The 16,736-nt window shown below is 71.6% G+C and carries 12 protein-coding genes and 2 pseudogenes; 6 read left to right on the top strand and 8 right to left on the bottom strand.

What is annotated here, in order from left to right; genetic code table 11:
- Positions 1-57: 57 nt before the first annotated feature.
- Positions 58-1,821, bottom strand: coding sequence for a recombinase family protein (locus QK440_RS15425; protein WP_282793664.1), 1,764 nt, complete (start codon positions 1,819-1,821; stop codon positions 58-60).
- A gap of 96 nt (positions 1,822-1,917) precedes the next feature.
- On the opposite strand from QK440_RS15425, the pseudogene QK440_RS15420 reads away from it, so the two are divergent.
- The 4 genes and pseudogenes from QK440_RS15420 to QK440_RS15405 form a co-directional block, all read left to right on the top strand.
- A pseudogene (locus QK440_RS15420) lies at positions 1,918-2,898 on the top strand (low temperature requirement protein A); the annotation flags it as partial.
- A gap of 103 nt (positions 2,899-3,001) precedes the next feature.
- Positions 3,002-4,105: a P1 family peptidase gene (locus QK440_RS15415; protein ID WP_282793663.1), complete on the top strand. Its 1,104-nt coding sequence runs from the start codon at positions 3,002-3,004 to the stop codon at positions 4,103-4,105.
- 322 nt (positions 4,106-4,427) lie between these two features.
- Complete coding sequence (locus QK440_RS15410) at positions 4,428-5,660, top strand: Ig-like domain-containing protein (protein ID WP_282793662.1); 1,233 nt, start codon at positions 4,428-4,430, stop codon at positions 5,658-5,660.
- A 203-nt stretch (positions 5,661-5,863) separates the two neighbouring features.
- Positions 5,864-6,637 (top strand): DUF6227 family protein, encoded by a 774-nt coding sequence (locus tag QK440_RS15405; RefSeq protein WP_282793661.1) that lies wholly within the window; start codon positions 5,864-5,866, stop codon positions 6,635-6,637.
- A 140-nt stretch (positions 6,638-6,777) separates the two neighbouring features.
- Here QK440_RS15405 and QK440_RS15400 read toward each other — a convergent pair whose 3' ends face one another.
- From QK440_RS15400 to QK440_RS15375, 6 genes are all read right to left on the bottom strand, one after another.
- Positions 6,778-7,035, bottom strand: a complete 258-nt coding sequence (locus tag QK440_RS15400) for a hypothetical protein (protein ID WP_282793660.1) — start codon at positions 7,033-7,035, stop codon at positions 6,778-6,780.
- Between the two features lie 128 nt (positions 7,036-7,163).
- Positions 7,164-7,592 carry a hypothetical protein gene (locus tag QK440_RS15395; RefSeq protein WP_282793659.1) on the bottom strand — a complete coding sequence of 143 codons (429 nt, stop codon included), beginning with the start codon at positions 7,590-7,592 and terminating at the stop codon, positions 7,164-7,166.
- A 94-nt stretch (positions 7,593-7,686) separates the two neighbouring features.
- Positions 7,687-9,795 carry a fructose-specific PTS transporter subunit EIIC gene (locus tag QK440_RS15390; protein WP_282793658.1) on the bottom strand — a complete coding sequence of 703 codons (2,109 nt, stop codon included), beginning with the start codon at positions 9,793-9,795 and terminating at the stop codon, positions 7,687-7,689.
- A gap of 176 nt (positions 9,796-9,971) precedes the next feature.
- Entirely contained in the window at positions 9,972-10,919 is a 948-nt protein-coding gene (gene pfkB, locus QK440_RS15385; protein ID WP_282793657.1) for a 1-phosphofructokinase, read from the bottom strand.
- Positions 10,916-11,677 carry a DeoR/GlpR family DNA-binding transcription regulator gene (locus tag QK440_RS15380; protein WP_282793656.1) on the bottom strand — a complete coding sequence of 254 codons (762 nt, stop codon included), beginning with the start codon at positions 11,675-11,677 and terminating at the stop codon, positions 10,916-10,918. Before QK440_RS15380 ends, pfkB begins: the two co-directional genes overlap by 4 nt.
- A gap of 290 nt (positions 11,678-11,967) precedes the next feature.
- Positions 11,968-13,524 carry an MFS transporter gene (locus tag QK440_RS15375; protein ID WP_282793655.1) on the bottom strand — a complete coding sequence of 519 codons (1,557 nt, stop codon included), beginning with the start codon at positions 13,522-13,524 and terminating at the stop codon, positions 11,968-11,970.
- Positions 13,525-13,643: 119 nt separating this feature from the next.
- Here QK440_RS15375 and QK440_RS15370 point away from each other — a divergent pair, with 119 nt between their 5' ends.
- Entirely contained in the window at positions 13,644-14,633 is a 990-nt protein-coding gene (locus QK440_RS15370) for a WYL domain-containing protein (protein WP_282793654.1), read from the top strand.
- A 442-nt stretch (positions 14,634-15,075) separates the two neighbouring features.
- On the opposite strand, the gene QK440_RS15365 is transcribed toward QK440_RS15370, so the two are convergent.
- Entirely contained in the window at positions 15,076-16,080 is a 1,005-nt protein-coding gene (locus QK440_RS15365; RefSeq protein WP_282793653.1) for a sigma-70 family RNA polymerase sigma factor, read from the bottom strand.
- A gap of 216 nt (positions 16,081-16,296) precedes the next feature.
- Between QK440_RS15365 and QK440_RS15360 the strand changes: the two are divergent.
- Positions 16,297-16,488 (top strand): annotated as a pseudogene (locus tag QK440_RS15360) (GNAT family N-acetyltransferase); the annotation flags it as partial.
- Positions 16,489-16,736 lie beyond the last annotated feature (248 nt).

The following is a 16,736-nucleotide window of genomic DNA, read 5'->3' as shown; positions in this document are numbered from 1 at the left end:
ATTGCTCTTCCCTTCTCGTTATCGGCTTGCTGACTGACTCCGCTCCGAGTCAGGCTCTCATGCGCCCGGCGCTGCCACAGTCCGAATCTTGCTCTTCCTGCGGGCGCTGCTCTTTTCCACAAGAGCGAAGGTATTCGATATCACCTCGTCCGTAAGCGTAGTTCGCTTATCTCGCCAGTTCGGGCGCAGTCGCCTTTCGATGGGCGTGCGGTCCCCCTTGTACTTCGCGGGTAGCAGAGTCACATCTACTAGAGCGGCCTTTACGAGTGCCCGTCGCCCGTCAATACCTTCTCGCTCCCACAGTTTCGCCAGAGCCTTACCGTCCCTGAGCGGTGTGAGATCCGAGTCACGGGAGAGCACTTCCAGCTCTGCTTTCATGCCCACGATTTGCGGTTCAAGCTCGTTACGAAGTGACTCATAGCGCGACTCGTCCATCCTGCCGCCAACGAAGAACTCTTTTTCCAGTCGCGTCATGCGTGATGCGGCGTTATCCAAAGCTGCCATGACCGCCTGCTTTCGCTTCTCCTTGGCTGGGTCCTGGTACGAGAGCCAACCCCGAGCGATTTCGAGAATGGTAGGCGAGTCGGCGGGAAGGTTCACGACGTGGTTCCGCCACATGATCCCAATGGCGTCGTCTATTCGTTGCCTTCTCGTGGCTACACCCACACACATGGATGGACCGTTATTGATGCGCGTCAAGCAACGGTAGTTTGCGCCACCGTTACCCATAGGGCCGCCGCAGAGGGGGCACTTTAGCACCTCGGTCATGAGGGTAGTTGCCGCCCGCTTTCCTCGCGTTCGGTCCCCAATGCTCGTTCCAGGGCGCGACCGCCTCTTGATGATTGCCTGGATCTTCAACCATTCAGAGAAAGTCACCACGTACTCACCGCACGGTATCGGGTTTCCTTGCCTATCGAGCAAAGGGATAGAGCGACGTCGCCACTGGTCCACGGGGTTGCCGAACTCATCCGTTAGACGCTCGCGGTCAGGGATAAGCCCCGCCCAGCTAATCGACATACTCAGGTGAATGATCCCTTGGGCCGACCACAGATAGCCCCGCCGCGTACGCCACCCACGCATGTTGAACTGGTTCGCGATCTTTGCCGGAGTGATCCCCCGTAGCAGTAGCTTCGCCATATGGCGCGCCCGTGGGTATTCGGCATTTCGCTTGAGCTGACCGGATGCTTTGTCATAGTCGAGCCCATAGGGGGTTACACCGCCCGGCCACCTACCCGCCTGCTTAGTGGAATCGATGCCGTTCTTTGTGAACTCGGCTATCTCTTTGGCTTGCTCTCGGGCTTGCTCAGACAGGATGGCTAGTACCATCCGAGAGCCTTTAGAGGAATCGAGCCGTTCCATGGTGATAACGACACGCGCCCGCCGCCTGTCGAATTCGTCCAGCAAGGGCCCAACTTGCCCCATGCCCCGCCGGGAAAGACGACTGGTTTTCCACACGTACAGCGTCTTAGATGTTCCGTCCAGGATTGCTTCTGTGGCGTTGTTGAACTCGCCACGCTTCACGTACGCCTTACTTGCAGAGCGTTGCTCGAACCACACATGCCGGATCATCTTTCCTTCGTCACGCGCGTACCGGCAGATGTCACGAACGTGCCCCCGCAACGCATCCACGGTGTCTTTCTTCTTGCTGCGCCGGATGTACATCTCGGCCAGGTCTTCAGGTGCGCCTGTGACCGGGTGCCACAGCCCTAGCTCTTGAAGTTCGTCGTCGTCGAAGCCCAGGGCTATAAGCGTCGCGTAGTCGTCGCGCCCGCCGCCGCATCGTTCTTCCTCTGCCAGTTCAACACTCTGGTGGTCGGTCATCGGCCGCCGTCCCGTCGTCGCCACGGTTCCCGTTCTGACCACGTGGAGCGCAAGGGTTACCAGGCTCCGCAGGTCAGATCGGGTGTTGCACCGTTGGCCATTGGGTGGGCCTGGATGAACTTCACCTGGTTCGCCTCCGCGTACGACAACGACGACGCGCTCTACCGCGTGGTGACCCTGCTCCAGATCGCCGGGGTCCTGGTGCTCGCGGCCGGTGTCTCGAAGGCCTTCGAGGACCATCAGTTCCTGGCCGTCTGGCTGGGCTACCTGATCATGCGGCTCGCGCTGATCACACAGTGGCTGCGGGCGGCGGCCTCCACCACGGGGGCCGAGCGGCGCACGGCGCTGCGGTACGCGGGCGGGGTGGCGCTGTGCCAGGTGGGCTGGTTGGGGCTGCTGGTGCTGCCGGAGGGGGCGCGGCCGTGGACGTTCCTGGTGATGGCGGTCGCCGAGATGGCGGTCCCGACGCTCGCCGAGAGGGCCCGGACGACGCCGTGGCACCCGCACCACATCGCCGAGCGCTACGGCCTGTTCACGATCATCGTGCTCGGCGAGACGATCGCCGCGGCGACGGTGGCGGTGAAGTCGGCCCTGGACGAGAACGACGCGCTGGGCGAGTTGCTGCCCATCGCCGTCGGCGGGCTCCTGCTGGTCTTCGCGGCGTGGTGGATCTACTTCGTGGTGCCGATCCACGGCCATCTGCGCTCGAACCGACAGGCGTTCCTGTGGGGCTACGGCCACTACCTGGTCTTCGGTTCGGCGGCGGCGATCGGCGCGGGGATCGAGGTCGCGGTGGAGCAGGCCGTCGGCAAGGCACACCTCTCGGTGACGGCGGCGTCGGCGGCGGTGACCATCCCGGCGGCGGTGTACCTGCTCACGGTGTGGCTGCTGCACGCACGGCACTTCAAGGTGGGCCTCGCGCAGCAACTGGTGCTGCCGGTGACGGCACTGGCGGTCCTGGCGTGCACGGTCGCGGGCCGCTGGGCGGTGCTCGTGGCCGGCATCGTGGCCGCGCTCGCGGTGGCGGTCGGCGTGCTCCTCACGGCGCGGACGGCGCGGGCGCGGGGCGCCGCCTGACCACCACCGGAGCCAGGCACGGAGCGAGTTGCGGAACCACCGGCCGCGGAGCCACCCGGAGCACGCGCGCCCCTCCCGGCGGGACCCGTGGTACGCATGCCGCATGACGACTTCCGACGCACCTGACGCAACTGACGCACGGGAGGCGGGGACACCGGCCGGCCGGGCCGGGGCGCTCACCGACGTGGCCGGGCTCAGGGTCGGGCACGCGGAGCGCGTGGGCGACGGCTGGCTCACCGGGACGACCGTCGTGCTCGCGCCGGAGGGCGGGGCCGTGGCGGCCGTGGACGTGCGCGGCGGCGGCCCGGGCACCCGGGAGACGGACGCGCTCGACCCGCGGAACCTGGTGCAGCGGGTGGAGGCGGTCGTGCTCACGGGCGGCAGCGCGTACGGCCTCGACGCGGCGGCCGGGGTGATGGCGTGGCTGGAGGAGCGGGGCCGCGGGGTGCGGGTGGGGCCTGATCCGGCGCACGTGGTGCCGGTGGTGCCCGCGGCGTGCGTGTTCGACCTGGGCCGGGGCGGCAGCTTCCGGGCGCGGCCGGACGCGGCGCTGGGGCGGGCGGCGGTGGAGGACGCGGCGGCGCGGGCGAGCGGTCACGCGGTGGCCGAGGGGAACCGGGGCGCGGGCACCGGCGCGGCGGTGGGCCCGCTGAAGGGAGGCATCGGCACGGCGAGCACCGTGCTGGACTCGGGCGTGACGGTCGCGGCCCTCGTGGTGGCGAACGCGGCGGGGTCGGGGACGGACCCGGCGACGGGCGCGCTGTACGGGCGGTTCTTCGAGGGGGCGCCGGTGGAGCTGCCCGCGGCGGAGGTCCACGCGGCGGCGCGGCGGCGCCTGGCCGAGGCCGTGGCCCGCAACGGACAGCCGCCGCTGAACACCACGCTCGCCGTGGTGGCCACCGACGCCGAGCTGACCAAGGCCCAGGCGCAGAAGCTCGCGGGCACGTCGCACGACGGCATGGCGCGCGCCGTGCGGCCGGTGCATCTGCTGCACGACGGCGACACAGTGTTCGCCCTGGCCACCGGCGAGCGCCCCCTCGACGTCACCGCCCCCTTGGCGCTCAACGACATCCTGGCGGCAGGAGCGGACATGGTGACCAGAGCCATCGTCCGCGCCCTCCTGGCAGCAACCCCGGTAGACACCCCAGGCGGCCTCTTCCCCTCCTACAGAAGCCTTTACGACAGCGACAGCCCTTCCGGCGTTTGAGGACGAGGCGCGAAGCGCCAAAAAAGGGGGAAAGGGGCGAAGCCCCATCCAGCCACGCCGCAGGCGAAGCGTGGCGCCGCCCGGCCCGGGCCCCGCGAGAACAGCCGCGGGCGCAGCCATGTGCTGGCGCTCACACCCGGGCCCCGGAACCGTTCCCTCGCCGAACGCCTCCTTATCCGTACTGGACATGATCCGTACCGGGACACGATCCGTACGGGGACACGATCCGTACCGGGACGGCCTCCGTACTGGAAACCCGTACCGGACCGGATCGCCCACACACCACGAATCCTGCTGTACACAGACTGATGGGGAGCAGCCCGTGACAACGCCGGACATCGCAGCGCAGCCACAGCACCGTCGTCGCCGTCGGGTCCTGCTGGCGACCGCGGCGCTCGCGGCCGTCGGCGCGTTGACCCTCACGGCCTGCGGCGGTGACGCCGACGCCAAGGACGACAAGAAGTCCGGGACGGCCAAGGACGCGTCCGGGGCGCAGATATCCATCTCCTCCAAGGACGGCGCGACCGACGCCTCGATCAACGCCACCGGCGTGAAGGTCAAGGGCGGCAAGCTGACCAGCGTGAAGATGACGCAGGTGACCTCGGGTGCCGCGGTCGAGGGCACCATCTCCGCCGACGGCACCACCTGGAAGCCCAAGGCCCAGCTGGAGCGCGGCACGAAGTACAAGGTCACCGCCAACGCCAAGGACGGCGAGGGCCGCCCGGCCATGGAGAACGCGACGTTCACGACGGTGGCGTCGGCGAACAGCTTCATCGGCACCTACACGCCCGACGGCGGCACCACCGTCGGTGTCGGCATGCCGGTGTCGTTCACCTTCGACAAGGCGATCACGAACAAGAAGGACGTGCAGTCGCACATCAACGTCACGTCCAGCAGCGGGCAGAAGGTCGTCGGCCACTGGTTCGGCAACCAGCGCCTGGACTTCCGGCCGCAGGAGTACTGGAAGGCCGGTTCCAAGGTCACGATGAAGATCGACCTGGACGGCGTGAAGGGCGGCAACGGCATCACCGGCGTGCAGGACAAGACGGTCACGTTCACCGTCGGCCGCGCGCAGGTGTCCACCGTCGACGTGACCGCCAAGAAGATGACGGTCGAGCGGGACGGCAAGGTCATCAAGACGATCCCGATCTCCGCGGGCAGCCCGCAGAACCCCACGTACAACGGGCAGATGGTGATCTCCGAGAAGTTCGTCCAGACGCGGATGAACGGCTCGACGGTCGGCTTCGGCGGTGAGTACGACATCAAGGACGTACCGCACGCGATGCGTCTTTCGACGTCCGGCACGTTCATCCACGGCAACTACTGGGGCTCGCCCTCCGTCTTCGGCAGCGCCAATACCAGCCACGGCTGCGTGGGGCTCCAGGACGTCCAAGGGGCGCAGGGGGACACCCCGGGCAAGTGGTTCTACGACAACTCGCTCATCGGGGACGTCGTGACGGTCAAGGGTTCGCCGGACAAGACGATCGCCCCCGACAACGGCCTGAACGGCTGGAACATGTCGTGGAGCGAGTGGACGGCGGGCAGCACCACCTAGTCCGCCGCCCAGTCGACGGAGGTCCGCGGGGCGCGCGCAGCGCCCCGGGCGCCGCCCACGCGGCGCCAACGCAGCGAGCCGCACGGGAACTTGCCGTGCGGCTCGATCGTTTTCCTGTTCCCGGACATGATGTCCGACCCAGGGGCTACGGTATGCACGCACAAGGTGACATGCAGCAACGCCGGAAGCATCCGGGAGTATCCGTGAGCGTTCCGTACGAGACCGCGTACGAACCACCAGAGTCGCCCGAGCCCCTGTCTCCAGAGGAGCACCTCGAGCGACTGCTCGGCCGCGCCCTGAACTCCTTCGACCTGCCGGACGTGACGCTCCGGCGGTTGGACCAGGCGCTGGCCTACGACAGTTCGCTGCACTCCGCGCACCACAGCGCGGGCCTGCACCGCGAGACGTACCGCCACACCTGGCTGCTCGCCGACGGCAGCGCGCTCACCCTGTGGGAGCTGGCGCACAACACGGGCCCCGGCAGCAGCCCCACGTACGAGCTGTACCTGGACGAGGAGGAGGCCGGGGTCGCCACGGCCCGGCTGCCGCTGCCGCCCGACACCCCGGCCGGGGACCTGCCCGTCGTCCTCCAGCTCACGGCGGCGAACGAGCCCGCGCACACGTACGTGCCGGACGACTCGGCCGACCACGCCCGCAGGCTGCTGCGCCGCGCGGAGAACCCGGCGGGCGCGGACCGCCCCGGCGAGGACATGGAGCGACTGCTCCGCTCGGCCTTCGCGCACCAGATCACCCAGGCCTTCGGCCGCTCCGGGCTGAGCGGCGAGGCCCGGCTCGGCTTCTCGCTGTACGAGCACGCGTTCCTGCTCTTCGACGGCTCCGAGGTCAGCCTGTGGGAGGTCGAGCACACGGCGACGGCCGACGGCCGGCACATGTGCGAGGTGTACGTGAGCGAACCCGCGGCCCGCGCGGCGATGGAGCGCCGCGCGCGGACGTACCCGGTGTCGCGCAGCCGCTGACCGCTCCCGACAGACCGCTCACGACGGACCGCTTCCGACAGACCGCTCGCGACGGGCCGCTTCCGTCGGACCACTTCTGTTGGACCGCTTCCGACGGACCGCTCCCGCCCGTTGGACGGAGGGCCGTGCGGTGCGGGAGTTCAGCCCTCCCAGTGGCCGTGTCCCGTGCCGAACTGCCGCACCAGACCGGCGAACGCGGCTCGTTCGGCCGCCGTCAGGTCCACGGACTCCGCGCGGGGTGGGCCGGACTGGCCGGGCAGCGAGCGCAGCGCGGGCCCTTCCGGTGCCGGGGCCGCGCGCAGCCGCCGTATGCGCAGGAAGGTCAGGGCCCAGAGGGCGGTCGCGGCGGCGAACAGCGCCACGCCTGTCTGCTGAACGATCGAAGCACCGTCGAACATGCCGCTCAGTAGACAACAGCCGCCCACCCCCACAACAGAGGCGTTAAGGGGACTTTGGGCCTGAAGTGACGTATCTCGCACACGGTGCCTTCCGGTTGCGCTCCCTCGTCGGCGCTCCTCACGTCAGGTCAGGCGCCGGTTCGGCCGTCCGGCTCGCGGTCCCGCTCCTGTCCCGGTGGGCGTTCGCCCGTCACCAGGGTCGCCATGCGGAGGCAGATGGCGGGGAGTTCGGGGGCTTCGCGGTCCCAGTCCTCGGTGTCGACGCCCGCGAGGACGCAGGACGACCACAGGGTGGCGAGCAGCCGGGCGGCGACGTCGGCGTGGGCGGGGCTCGCGGCGGGGGCCTGGCGGCGGACGGCCTCGGCCGCCTGCTCGAGCAGGGCGGGTTCGAGGAGCCAGCGGATGCTCGTGCCGGTCTCGACGAGGAAGCCGGAGTAGACGGCCAGGTGCACGGGGTCGGCCTCCACGCCCTTGGCGTGGTTCGCGCGTGCCTGCTCGGTGAGGTCGGTGACCATGCCGAGCAGGCTGCTGAGGTGGCTCTGCTGAAGCTCGCTCACGGTGGCCCCCACGGGATGCTGCCCGTGCCCGGGCGCCCATGCCGCAGTACCAGTGCAGTATGCCCACGCCCGGGCGTCCGGGAACGCGGTCCGCTCAGGCGGTGACCGCGGCCTTCGGCTCGTCCGCGGCGGACGGCGCCGCGTCCCCCTCCGGTGCGGCCGGTGCCTTGCGGGCGCTCTTGAGCAGGATCACCACGGCGGTCGACACGCAGACCCCGGCGGCTACGGCGAGCAGGTAGAGCAGGGGGCGGCCGATCAGCGGCACCACGAACACGCCTCCGTGCGGGGCGCGGAGCGTGCAGCCGAAGGCCATGGACAGGGCGCCCGTGACCGCGCCGCCCGCCATCGACGCGGGGATGACCCGCACCGGGTCCGCGGCCGCGAACGGAATCGCGCCCTCGGTGATGAAGGAGGCGCCGAGGAACCAGGCCGCCTTGCCGTTCTCGCGCTCGGTCCGGGTGAACAGGCGGCCCCGCACGGTCGTGGCCAGCGCCATCGCGAGCGGCGGCACCATGCCGGCCGCCATCACGGCGGCCATCACCTTGAGCGAGCCGTCGGTGGGGTGGGCGAGGCCGCCGACGGCGAAGGCGTACGCGACCTTGTTGAGCGGGCCGCCGAGGTCGAAGCACATCATCAGGCCGAGGATGACGCCGAGGATGACGGCGTTGGCGCCGGAGAGGCCCTCCAGCCAGTCGGTCAGGGCGTTCTGCAGCGAGGCGATGGGCTTGCCGACGACCAGGAACAGCAGGAAGCCGACCACCGCCGAGGAGATCAGCGGGATCACCACCACCGGCATGATGCCGCGCAGCACGGCCGGGACGCGGACGCGCTGGATGCCCATCACGACGGCGCCCGCGAGCAGGCCGGCCGCGAGGCCGCCGAGGAAGCCCGCCTCGATGGTGACGGCGACCGAACCGCCGACGAAGCCCGGTACGAGGCCGGGCCGGTCGGCCATGCCGTACGCGATGTAGCCCGCGAGGACGGGGACGAGGAAGGCGAAGGCGAGGCCGCCGGTCTGGAAGAGCAGGGCCGCCCAGCTCGTGTGGTCGGTCCAGACGAAGTGCTCGGCGACCGACGGGGCCTTGTCGATCTTCCAGCCGCCGATGGCGAAGCCGAGGGCGATGAGGAGGCCGCCGGCGGCGACGAAGGGGACCATGTAACTGACGCCGCTCATCAGCCATTTGCGCAGCTTGGTGCCGTAGCTGTCGCCGCTGTCGCCCGTGTTGTCGACGGGGCTCGGGCCGGCCGGGGCCGCCGTGGCGTCGCCGCGGGCGGCCTTCTCGCGGGCCTCGGCGATGAGGGCGGCGGGGCGGTTGATGCCCGCCTTGACGCCCACGTCGACGGTGGGTTTGCCCGCGAAGCGGGCCTTGTCGCGTACGGGGACGTCGTGGGCGAAGATCACGGCGTCGGCCCGTGCGACGGTCCCGGCGTCGAGGCGGGTGAAGCCCGCCGAGCCCTGGGTCTCGACGGTGAGCTCGACGCCCGCGTCGCGCGCGGCGTTCTCCAGCGCCTCGGCGGCCATGTAGGTGTGGGCGATGCCGGTGGGACAGGAGGTGACGGCGACGATCCGGAACGAGGGCTCACCCTCCTGGGACTTGGTGAGCGGGGGCTCGTCCTCATCGGACCCGGCCGCCGACCGACCGGCGGCCGGGTCCGGGGCGCCCTCGGCGGGCGGCTCCGCGTCCGGCCCGTCCACGGTGGCGTCCGGGGCCTCCGTCACGGGAGCGGCCGGAGCGACGGGCGCGGGAGCGTCGCCCCGGATGAGTGCCGCCGCCGTCGCCGCGTCGGGGGCCTCGCGCAGGGCCCGCGTGAACGCCTCGTCCATCAACTGCCGTGCCAGGGACGACAGGATCGTCAGGTGGGCGTCGTCCGCGCCCGCCGGGGCGGCGATCAGGAAGATCAGGTCGGCCGGGCCGTCGGGGGCGCCGAAGTCGATGCCCCGGGCGCTGCGGCCGAAGGCCAGGGTGGGCTCGGTGACGTGGGCGCTGCGGCAGTGCGGGATGCCGATGCCGCCGTCGAGACCGGTGGGCATCTGGGCCTCGCGGGCGGCGACGTCGGCGAGGAAGCCGTCCAGGTCGGTGACGCGGCCGAGGGTGACCATGCGCCTGGCGAGGGCGCGGGCCGCCGCCTCCTTGGTGTCGGCGGAACGGTCGAGGTCGAGGTCGACCAACTCCGCGGTGATCATGGCGTGGTTCTCGCTCATCGCGGGCTCCTTTGCGCGCGTGCCGCCCGGGGACACGGGCGAAGTGGGGACGGGGGCGAGGGTGGGGGCGGGGCGAGGGGGGACGGGGGTGAGAAGGGAACGGGTGTCGGTTCAGGGAGCGGGCCGGTCAGGAGGGCCAGGTCAGGGCACGGGGCCGGTCAGGAAGCGGGCCCCGTTCAGGGAGCGGGCTCGGTCAGGGCGAGGTCGAGCGGGACCTCGTCCGTGACGGTGACGGCGCCGGGCGCGAGGTCGGCCGGGGTGGGCATGACACTGCCGGGCAGCCGGACGGCGGCGGCGCCGTGCGCGACGGCCGAGGCGAGGGCCGCGGGCCCGGCGCCGCCCGCGACGAGGAACCCGGCGAGGGAGCTGTCCCCCGCGCCGACGTTGCTGCGTACGGCGTCGACGCGGGCGCGGCCGACGTACGTACCGGTGTCGTCGACGAGGAGCTGGCCGTCGGCGCCGAGGCTGGCGAGCACGGCGCGGGCGCCGCGTTCGCGCAGTTCGTCGGCGGCCTTGAGGACGTCGCCGAGGGTGGCGAGGGGGCGGCCGACGGCTTCGGCCAGCTCGGCGGCGTTCGGCTTGACGACGTCCGGGCGGCCGGGGAGCGCGGCGAGGAGGGCGGGGCCGGAGGTGTCGAGGGCGATCCGGGCCCCGGCGGCGTGGCTGCGCCGGACCACGTCGGCGTACCAGGAGGGGGCGAGGCCGCGCGGGAGGCTGCCGCAGCAGGCGATCCAGTCGGCGTCCGCGGAGTGGGCGGCGACGGTGCCGAGCAGGGCCTCGCTCTCGGCGGGGGTGAGCGCGGGGCCGGGCGCGTTGATCTTCGTGAGGGTGCCGTCGGGTTCGGCGACGGAGATGTTGGCGCGGGTGGCGCCGGTGACCTGGACCGGGGCGACGTCGATGCCCTGCTCGTCGAGGAGCTGGGCGACGAGGGCGCCGGTGGCGCCGCCGAGGGGCAGGACGGCGAGGGTGCGGACGCCGGCGGCGGCGACGGCGCGGGAGACGTTGACGCCCTTGCCGCCGGGGTCCATGCGGTCGCCGGTGGCGCGGACGACGTCGCCGCGGGTGAGGGCGGGGACCTCGTAGGCGCGGTCGAGGGAGGGGTTCGGGGTGACGGTGAGGATCATGCGCGTACCACCTCCGTGCCCGCGCGCTCGATGGCGGCGGCGTCGTCCGGGGCGAGGCCGGTGTCCGTGATCAGCAGGTCGACGTCGGTGAGGTCGCCGAAGCGGGCGAAGTGCTCCTGGCCGTACTTGCCGCTGTCGGCGAGCAGGACGACGCGGCGGGCGGCGGCGACGGCGGCGCGCTTCACGGCGGCCTCGGCGAGGTCGGGGGTGGTCAGGCCGTGCGCGGCGGAGAAGCCGTTGGCGGCGAGGAAGACGACGTCGGCGCGGATCTCGGCGTAGGCGCGCAGGGACCAGGCGTCGACGGCCGCGCGCGTACGGTGCCGGACGCGGCCGCCGACCAGGTGGAGCTGGATGCCCGGGTGGTCGGCGAGGCGGGCGGCGGTGGGGAGGCTGTGGGTGACCGCCGTGAGCTCCGCCTCCAGCGGGAGGGCGGCGGCGAGGCGGGCCACCGTCGAACCGGCGTCGAGGATGACGCTGCCCTCGGGCGGCAGTTCGGCGAGGGCGGCCCGGGCGATGCGGTCCTTCTCGTCGGCGGCGGTGCTCTCGCGCTCCGCGAGGTCCGGCTCGAAGTCCAGGCGGCCGGCCGGGATGGCGCCGCCGTGCACCCGGCGCAGCAGGCCCGCGCGGTCCAGGGCCTTCAGGTCGCGGCGGATGGTCTCCGCGGTGACCTGGAACGCGGCGGCGAGGGACAGGACGTCGACGCGCCCGCCCTCTCTGGCCAGGCGCAGGATCTCCTGCTGCCGCTCTGGCGCGTACATGGCTCGGGGCCTCCTGCCGTATGCCCGGGTGTGTGGGTTCTTCTGGAGCGTACGGGCACTACGGCGCGAAGTAAACATGAACGGATGTGGTTCGGGCACAAACGGGCCCCTTGGCGCCCAGAGCACCCAGAGCACCCACAGCACCCCGAGCGCCCAGAGCATCCCGGTGCGGAAACGGCTCCACCCACCCGCCCCGGGACCGTGACACGGCCCCGCCCGGCGGCAGCCGGGAATGCGCGGGTGGGTGGGGAGAGAGCCCGAGGAGGAGGGCCGGGGAGGCGTCCCGCGGCTCAGCGGGTGAGGGCCGGTTCCGGGGTCTCGGCGGGCGCGGGGGCCTCGGCAGGCGCGGGGGACTCGGCGGGGCCGGACTCGGCGCCCTCGATGTGCTGGGCCGGGCGCCGGGGCAGCCCCAGCATCAGCAGGAAGATGACGGTGAGGACGCCGACCACCCACCACAGGGCGTTCTCGAAGCCGTGGGCGAACTCCGCGGCGACCCGCTGCCGTACGACGTCCTCGTCCATGGCGCCGTAGAAGACGACGGAGACCAGGCCGAGGCCGAGCGCGTTGCCCATCTGCTGCACGGTGTTGATGAGCCCGGACGCGGAGCCCGCGTGCTCGCGCGGGACCTCGGAGAGCACCGCGTCCGTCAGCGGCGCCACGATCAGGCCCATGCCGAGGCCCATCACCACGAGCGGCAGGGCCATCTGCCAGGAGGTGATGCCGGCGCCGTACCGGTCGGCCTCCCAGATGTAGATCAGTACGCCCGCGGCCATGGTCAGCGCGCCGGTCTGGAGGACCTTGCGGCCGAACCGCGGCACCAGCTTCTGCACGGAGATCCCGGCGGCGAAGGAGACCGCGATGGAGAAGGGGACGCCGGTCAGGCCCGCGTGCAGCTCGCTCCAGCCGAGGCCGACCTGCATGTACATCGTCCAGACCAGGAAGAAGATGCCCAGCGAGACACCGAAGACCGTCTGTACGGCGATGCCCGCGGCGAAGCTCCTCACCTTGAACAGGGACAGCTCCACGAGCGGCGAGCCGTCCCGGGCGGCCTTCCGCCTCTCGTACGCCACCAGTGCGGCGAAGACCACCAGCGAGCCCGCCATCGTCACGTGGCCCCAGACCGGCCAGTCCAGCTCGTGCCCGCGCGTCAGCGGGTAGAGGACCATCAGCAGGCCGAGGGTGACGAGGACGACGCCGACGAGGTCGAGCCGCAGGGCGCGCGGCGCCTTGGACTCGGTGATGAACTTCCGCCCGAGGAGCAGGCCCGCGATGCCGACCGGCAGGTTGATCAGGAAGATCGGGCGCCATTCGAGGCCGAAGAGGTTCCACTCCGTGAGGAGCGCGCCGAGCAGCGGGCCGGAGACCGCGCCGAGGCCCACGACCATGCCGAACAGGCCGAAGACCTTGCCGCGCTCGTGCGCGGGGAACGTGGCGTGCACGATCGAGAGCACCTGGGGCACCATCAGGGCGGCCATCGCACCCTGAAGGATGCGGGAGGCGACGAGCATCTCCGGGTTCGCGGCGAAGCCGCACAGCGCCGAGGCGACGGTGAAGCCGGCGATGCCGATGAGGAATATCTTCTTGCGGCCGTAGATGTCGCCGAGCCGCCCGCCGGTGATGAGTCCGGCGCCGAGCGCGAGCGCGTAACCGGCGGTGATCCACTGGATCTGGCTGAACGTGGCGCCCGCGTCCCGCTGGATGGCGGGGATCGCGATGTTCACGATCGTCACGTCGACGAGGTCCATGAAGGCGGCCGTCATCACGATCGCGAGGGCGAACCACCGGCGGCGGTCGGCCCGTGACTCCGGGGACGGAGCGGCCGGGCTGGGGGTGCTGGGTGAAGTCATGCCGTCAGGCTAGGAGCCGTATAGGCCAGATCGTGTCCTAGATCCCCTCCTGGCGGCGTGCGGGAATCCGCCGCCCCAGTAGGTCGGATCGTGTCCTACTTGCCCGGCATCCTGGGGGCATGACGACTTCAAGCGGTGGCGGTACGGACACTCCGGCGCGGCTCCTGACGCTCCTCTCGCTCCTGCAGACGCCGCGGGAGTGGCCCGGCGGCGAGCTCGCGGATCGGCTCGGGGTGTCGCGGCGCACGGTGCGGCGGGACATCGACCGGCTGCGGGAGCTGGGCTATCCCGTGCAGGCGACGCAGGGCGCGGCCGGGGGGTACCGGCTCGTCGCGGGCAAGGCGATGCCGCCGCTCGTCCTCGACGACGAGGAGGCCGTGGCGATCGCCGTCGGGCTGCGGGCGGGGGCGGGGCACGCGGTGGAGGGCGTGGAGGAGGCGTCGGTGCGGGCGCTGGCCAAGCTGGAGCAGGTGCTGCCGTCGCGGCTGCGGCACCGCGTGGCCGCGCTCGGGGCGGCGACGATGTCGCTGGCCAGCGGGGACGGGGCGCGGGTGGCGCCGGAGACGCTGACGACGATGGCGTCGGCGACGGCCGGGCGCGAGCGGCTGCGGTTCGCGTACGAGGCCAAGGACGGGACCCCGTCGCGGCGTCTCACCGAGCCGCACCGGCTCGTGTCCACGGGGCGCCGCTGGTACCTGGTGGCGTACGACCTGGACCGGGAGGACTGGCGTACGTTCCGGGTGGACCGGGTGTCGGAGCCGTTCGCCACGGGGGTGCGGTTCGCTCCGCGGATGCTGCCGGGGGGCAGTGCGGAGGCGTATGTGCGGCGGAGCGTGCTGCCGCGGCGGCAGGAGTCCGCGGCGTACGACGTGGACGTGGAGTTCCAGGCACCGGCCGCCGAGGTCGCGCGGCGGCTGCCGCCGTCCCTGGGGGAGGTGACCGAGGTCGGGGAGGGGCGGTGCCGGCTGCGGGGGTCCGTGACCGAGCCGGTGGAGTGGGTGGCGGTGCGGTTGCTGTGGGTCGAGTGCGACTTCGCTGTGCGCGGGCCCGGGGAGTTGGTGACCCGGGTACGGGACCTGGGCCGCCGCCTCACCGCCGCCGCGAGCTGAGCCCCACTGGCCTGGGGCCGCCCTCCTCGGGCCGAGCCTCGCTGCCCGGGGCCGGCCTCTCCGGCTGGGCCTGCCCTGGGCCTACGGCCTCGCCGCGGTCTCGGGCTGAGCCCGGCCGCCGCGCTTCCCACCCGCCCACCCGTACAACCCCACCCACAGGGCAAGCCCCGACGCCCCCCAGGCCGACACCCCCCGTCCGCTCAGCGCTCGCAGACCGTACACACTCACGCAGCACGACAGAACGCCCGTACCGGCGGAGGAGCCCTCGCTCACTACACCGCCGCGCGCCAAGACCGGGCCGGGTCGCGCGCGCCGAGGGCGTACCGGCGGCACCCGGGAATCCAGGAGCAGCCCGCCGCCGCGGGCGCGGGCCCCGGCGCAGCCGACCGCCAAGCCGTGGCCCGGCCTGCGGGGCAGCTTTCGTCCCGCCTGGCCGGCCGCTCTAGGCCACCGCGTCGAAGCCCGTGTCCCGCGCCAGCTTCTTGAGTTCGAGCAGCGCGTGCTTCTCGATCTGGCGGATGCGCTCGCGTGTCAGGCCGTGCTCCTTGCCGACCTCCGTCAGCGTCCGCTCGCGACCGTCGACGATGCCGTACCGCATCTTGATGATGGAGGCCGTGCGCTGGTCGAGGCGGCCGATGAGGTCGTCCAGCTCCTCGCTGCGCAGCAGCGTGAGGACGGACTGCTCCGGGGAGACGGCCGAGGTGTCCTCCAGGAGGTCACCGAACTGGGTGTCGCCCTGGTCGTCCACCGACATGTTCAGCGAGACGGGGTCGCGGGCCCAGTCCAGGACGTCGACGACCCGCTCGGGGGTCGACGCCAGCTCGGCGGCGATCTCGGCGGGCTCCGGCTCACGGCCGTGCTCGCGGTTGAACTCGCGCTGCACGCGGCGGATCCGGCCCAGCTCCTCCACCAGGTGGACGGGGAGCCGGATGGTGCGGGACTGGTCGGCTATGGAGCGCGTGATGGCCTGGCGGATCCACCAGGTGGCGTACGTGGAGAACTTGAAGCCCTTGGCGTAGTCGAACTTCTCGACCGCGCGGACCAGGCCCGCGTTGCCCTCCTGGATGAGGTCGAGCAGGGGGAGGCCGCTGCGCGGGTACCGGCGGGCGACGGCGACGACCAGGCGCAGGTTCGACCGGATGAAGATGTCCTTCGCCCGCTCGCCCTCGGCCACCAGGGCGCGCAGCTCCTCCTCGGAGGCGGCGACGGCCGACTTCTCCTCCACCTCGCCCTCGAGGATCTTCTGCGCGTACACCCCGGCCTCGATGATCTGGGACAACTCGACCTCCCTCGCGGCGTCGAGCAGGGGCGTGCGTGCGATCTCGTCGAGGTACATGCCGACCAGGTCGCGGTCGGCGATCTCGCCGCCAGATGCGCGAACACTGCGGGCCGCGCCGGTCTCACCGGTGTCGGCGGACGTACGACGGGCGACGGCACGGGTTGCCATGCGTGCTCCCTTGCGTGGTTGTCACTGGTCGGTCCGGCTGGGACCACTGGTCCGGACGGGCCGGGCGGTCCAGGTGTGGACCTGTGGTAAACGGCACACCTTCCCAGGTGCCCCGCATCTGCTGGAAACAACGACTGGAATCCGGACAGAATTCCCAAGCCGCACATGCATTTTCGTGATCATGCAGTACCCTGTCCGGCCACACAGGGAGGGCACGTGCCGCAGGGACCCACAGAGGTGCAGGTCAGACCAGGCGTCGAGGGGGACCTCACCGCCCTCACGGAGCTCTACAACCACTACGTCCGTGAGACCGCCATCACATTCGACACCGTCCCGTTCCTGCCGGAAGAGAGACGCCGTTGGCTGCTCTCCCACCCCAAAGACGGCCCCCACCGCCTCTTGGTTGCCCAGGGTGGCGAAGAGGGCAAACCGGATGAAACGGGGAAATCGCCGGAATCCGGCGAACGCCAGAAATCCAGTGAACGCCGGGAATCCGGTGAGCGTCAGGACCCCGCTGGGCGTCGGGTACCCGCTGGGCGTCGGGAATCCGCTGCGCGTCAGGAATCCGACAGCCGCCGAAGACCCGACGGCCGCCGGGCACCCGCCAGCCGCCCGGCACCCAACAACCACCAGCCACCCGCCAGCAGCCAAGCCCC

Origin of the sequence: Streptomyces sp. CC224B (genome assembly GCF_030010595.1) — a bacterium.
Classification (GTDB): domain Bacteria; phylum Actinomycetota; class Actinomycetes; order Streptomycetales; family Streptomycetaceae; genus Streptomyces; species Streptomyces longispororuber.
This window is presented reverse-complemented; position numbering and strand designations above follow the sequence as displayed.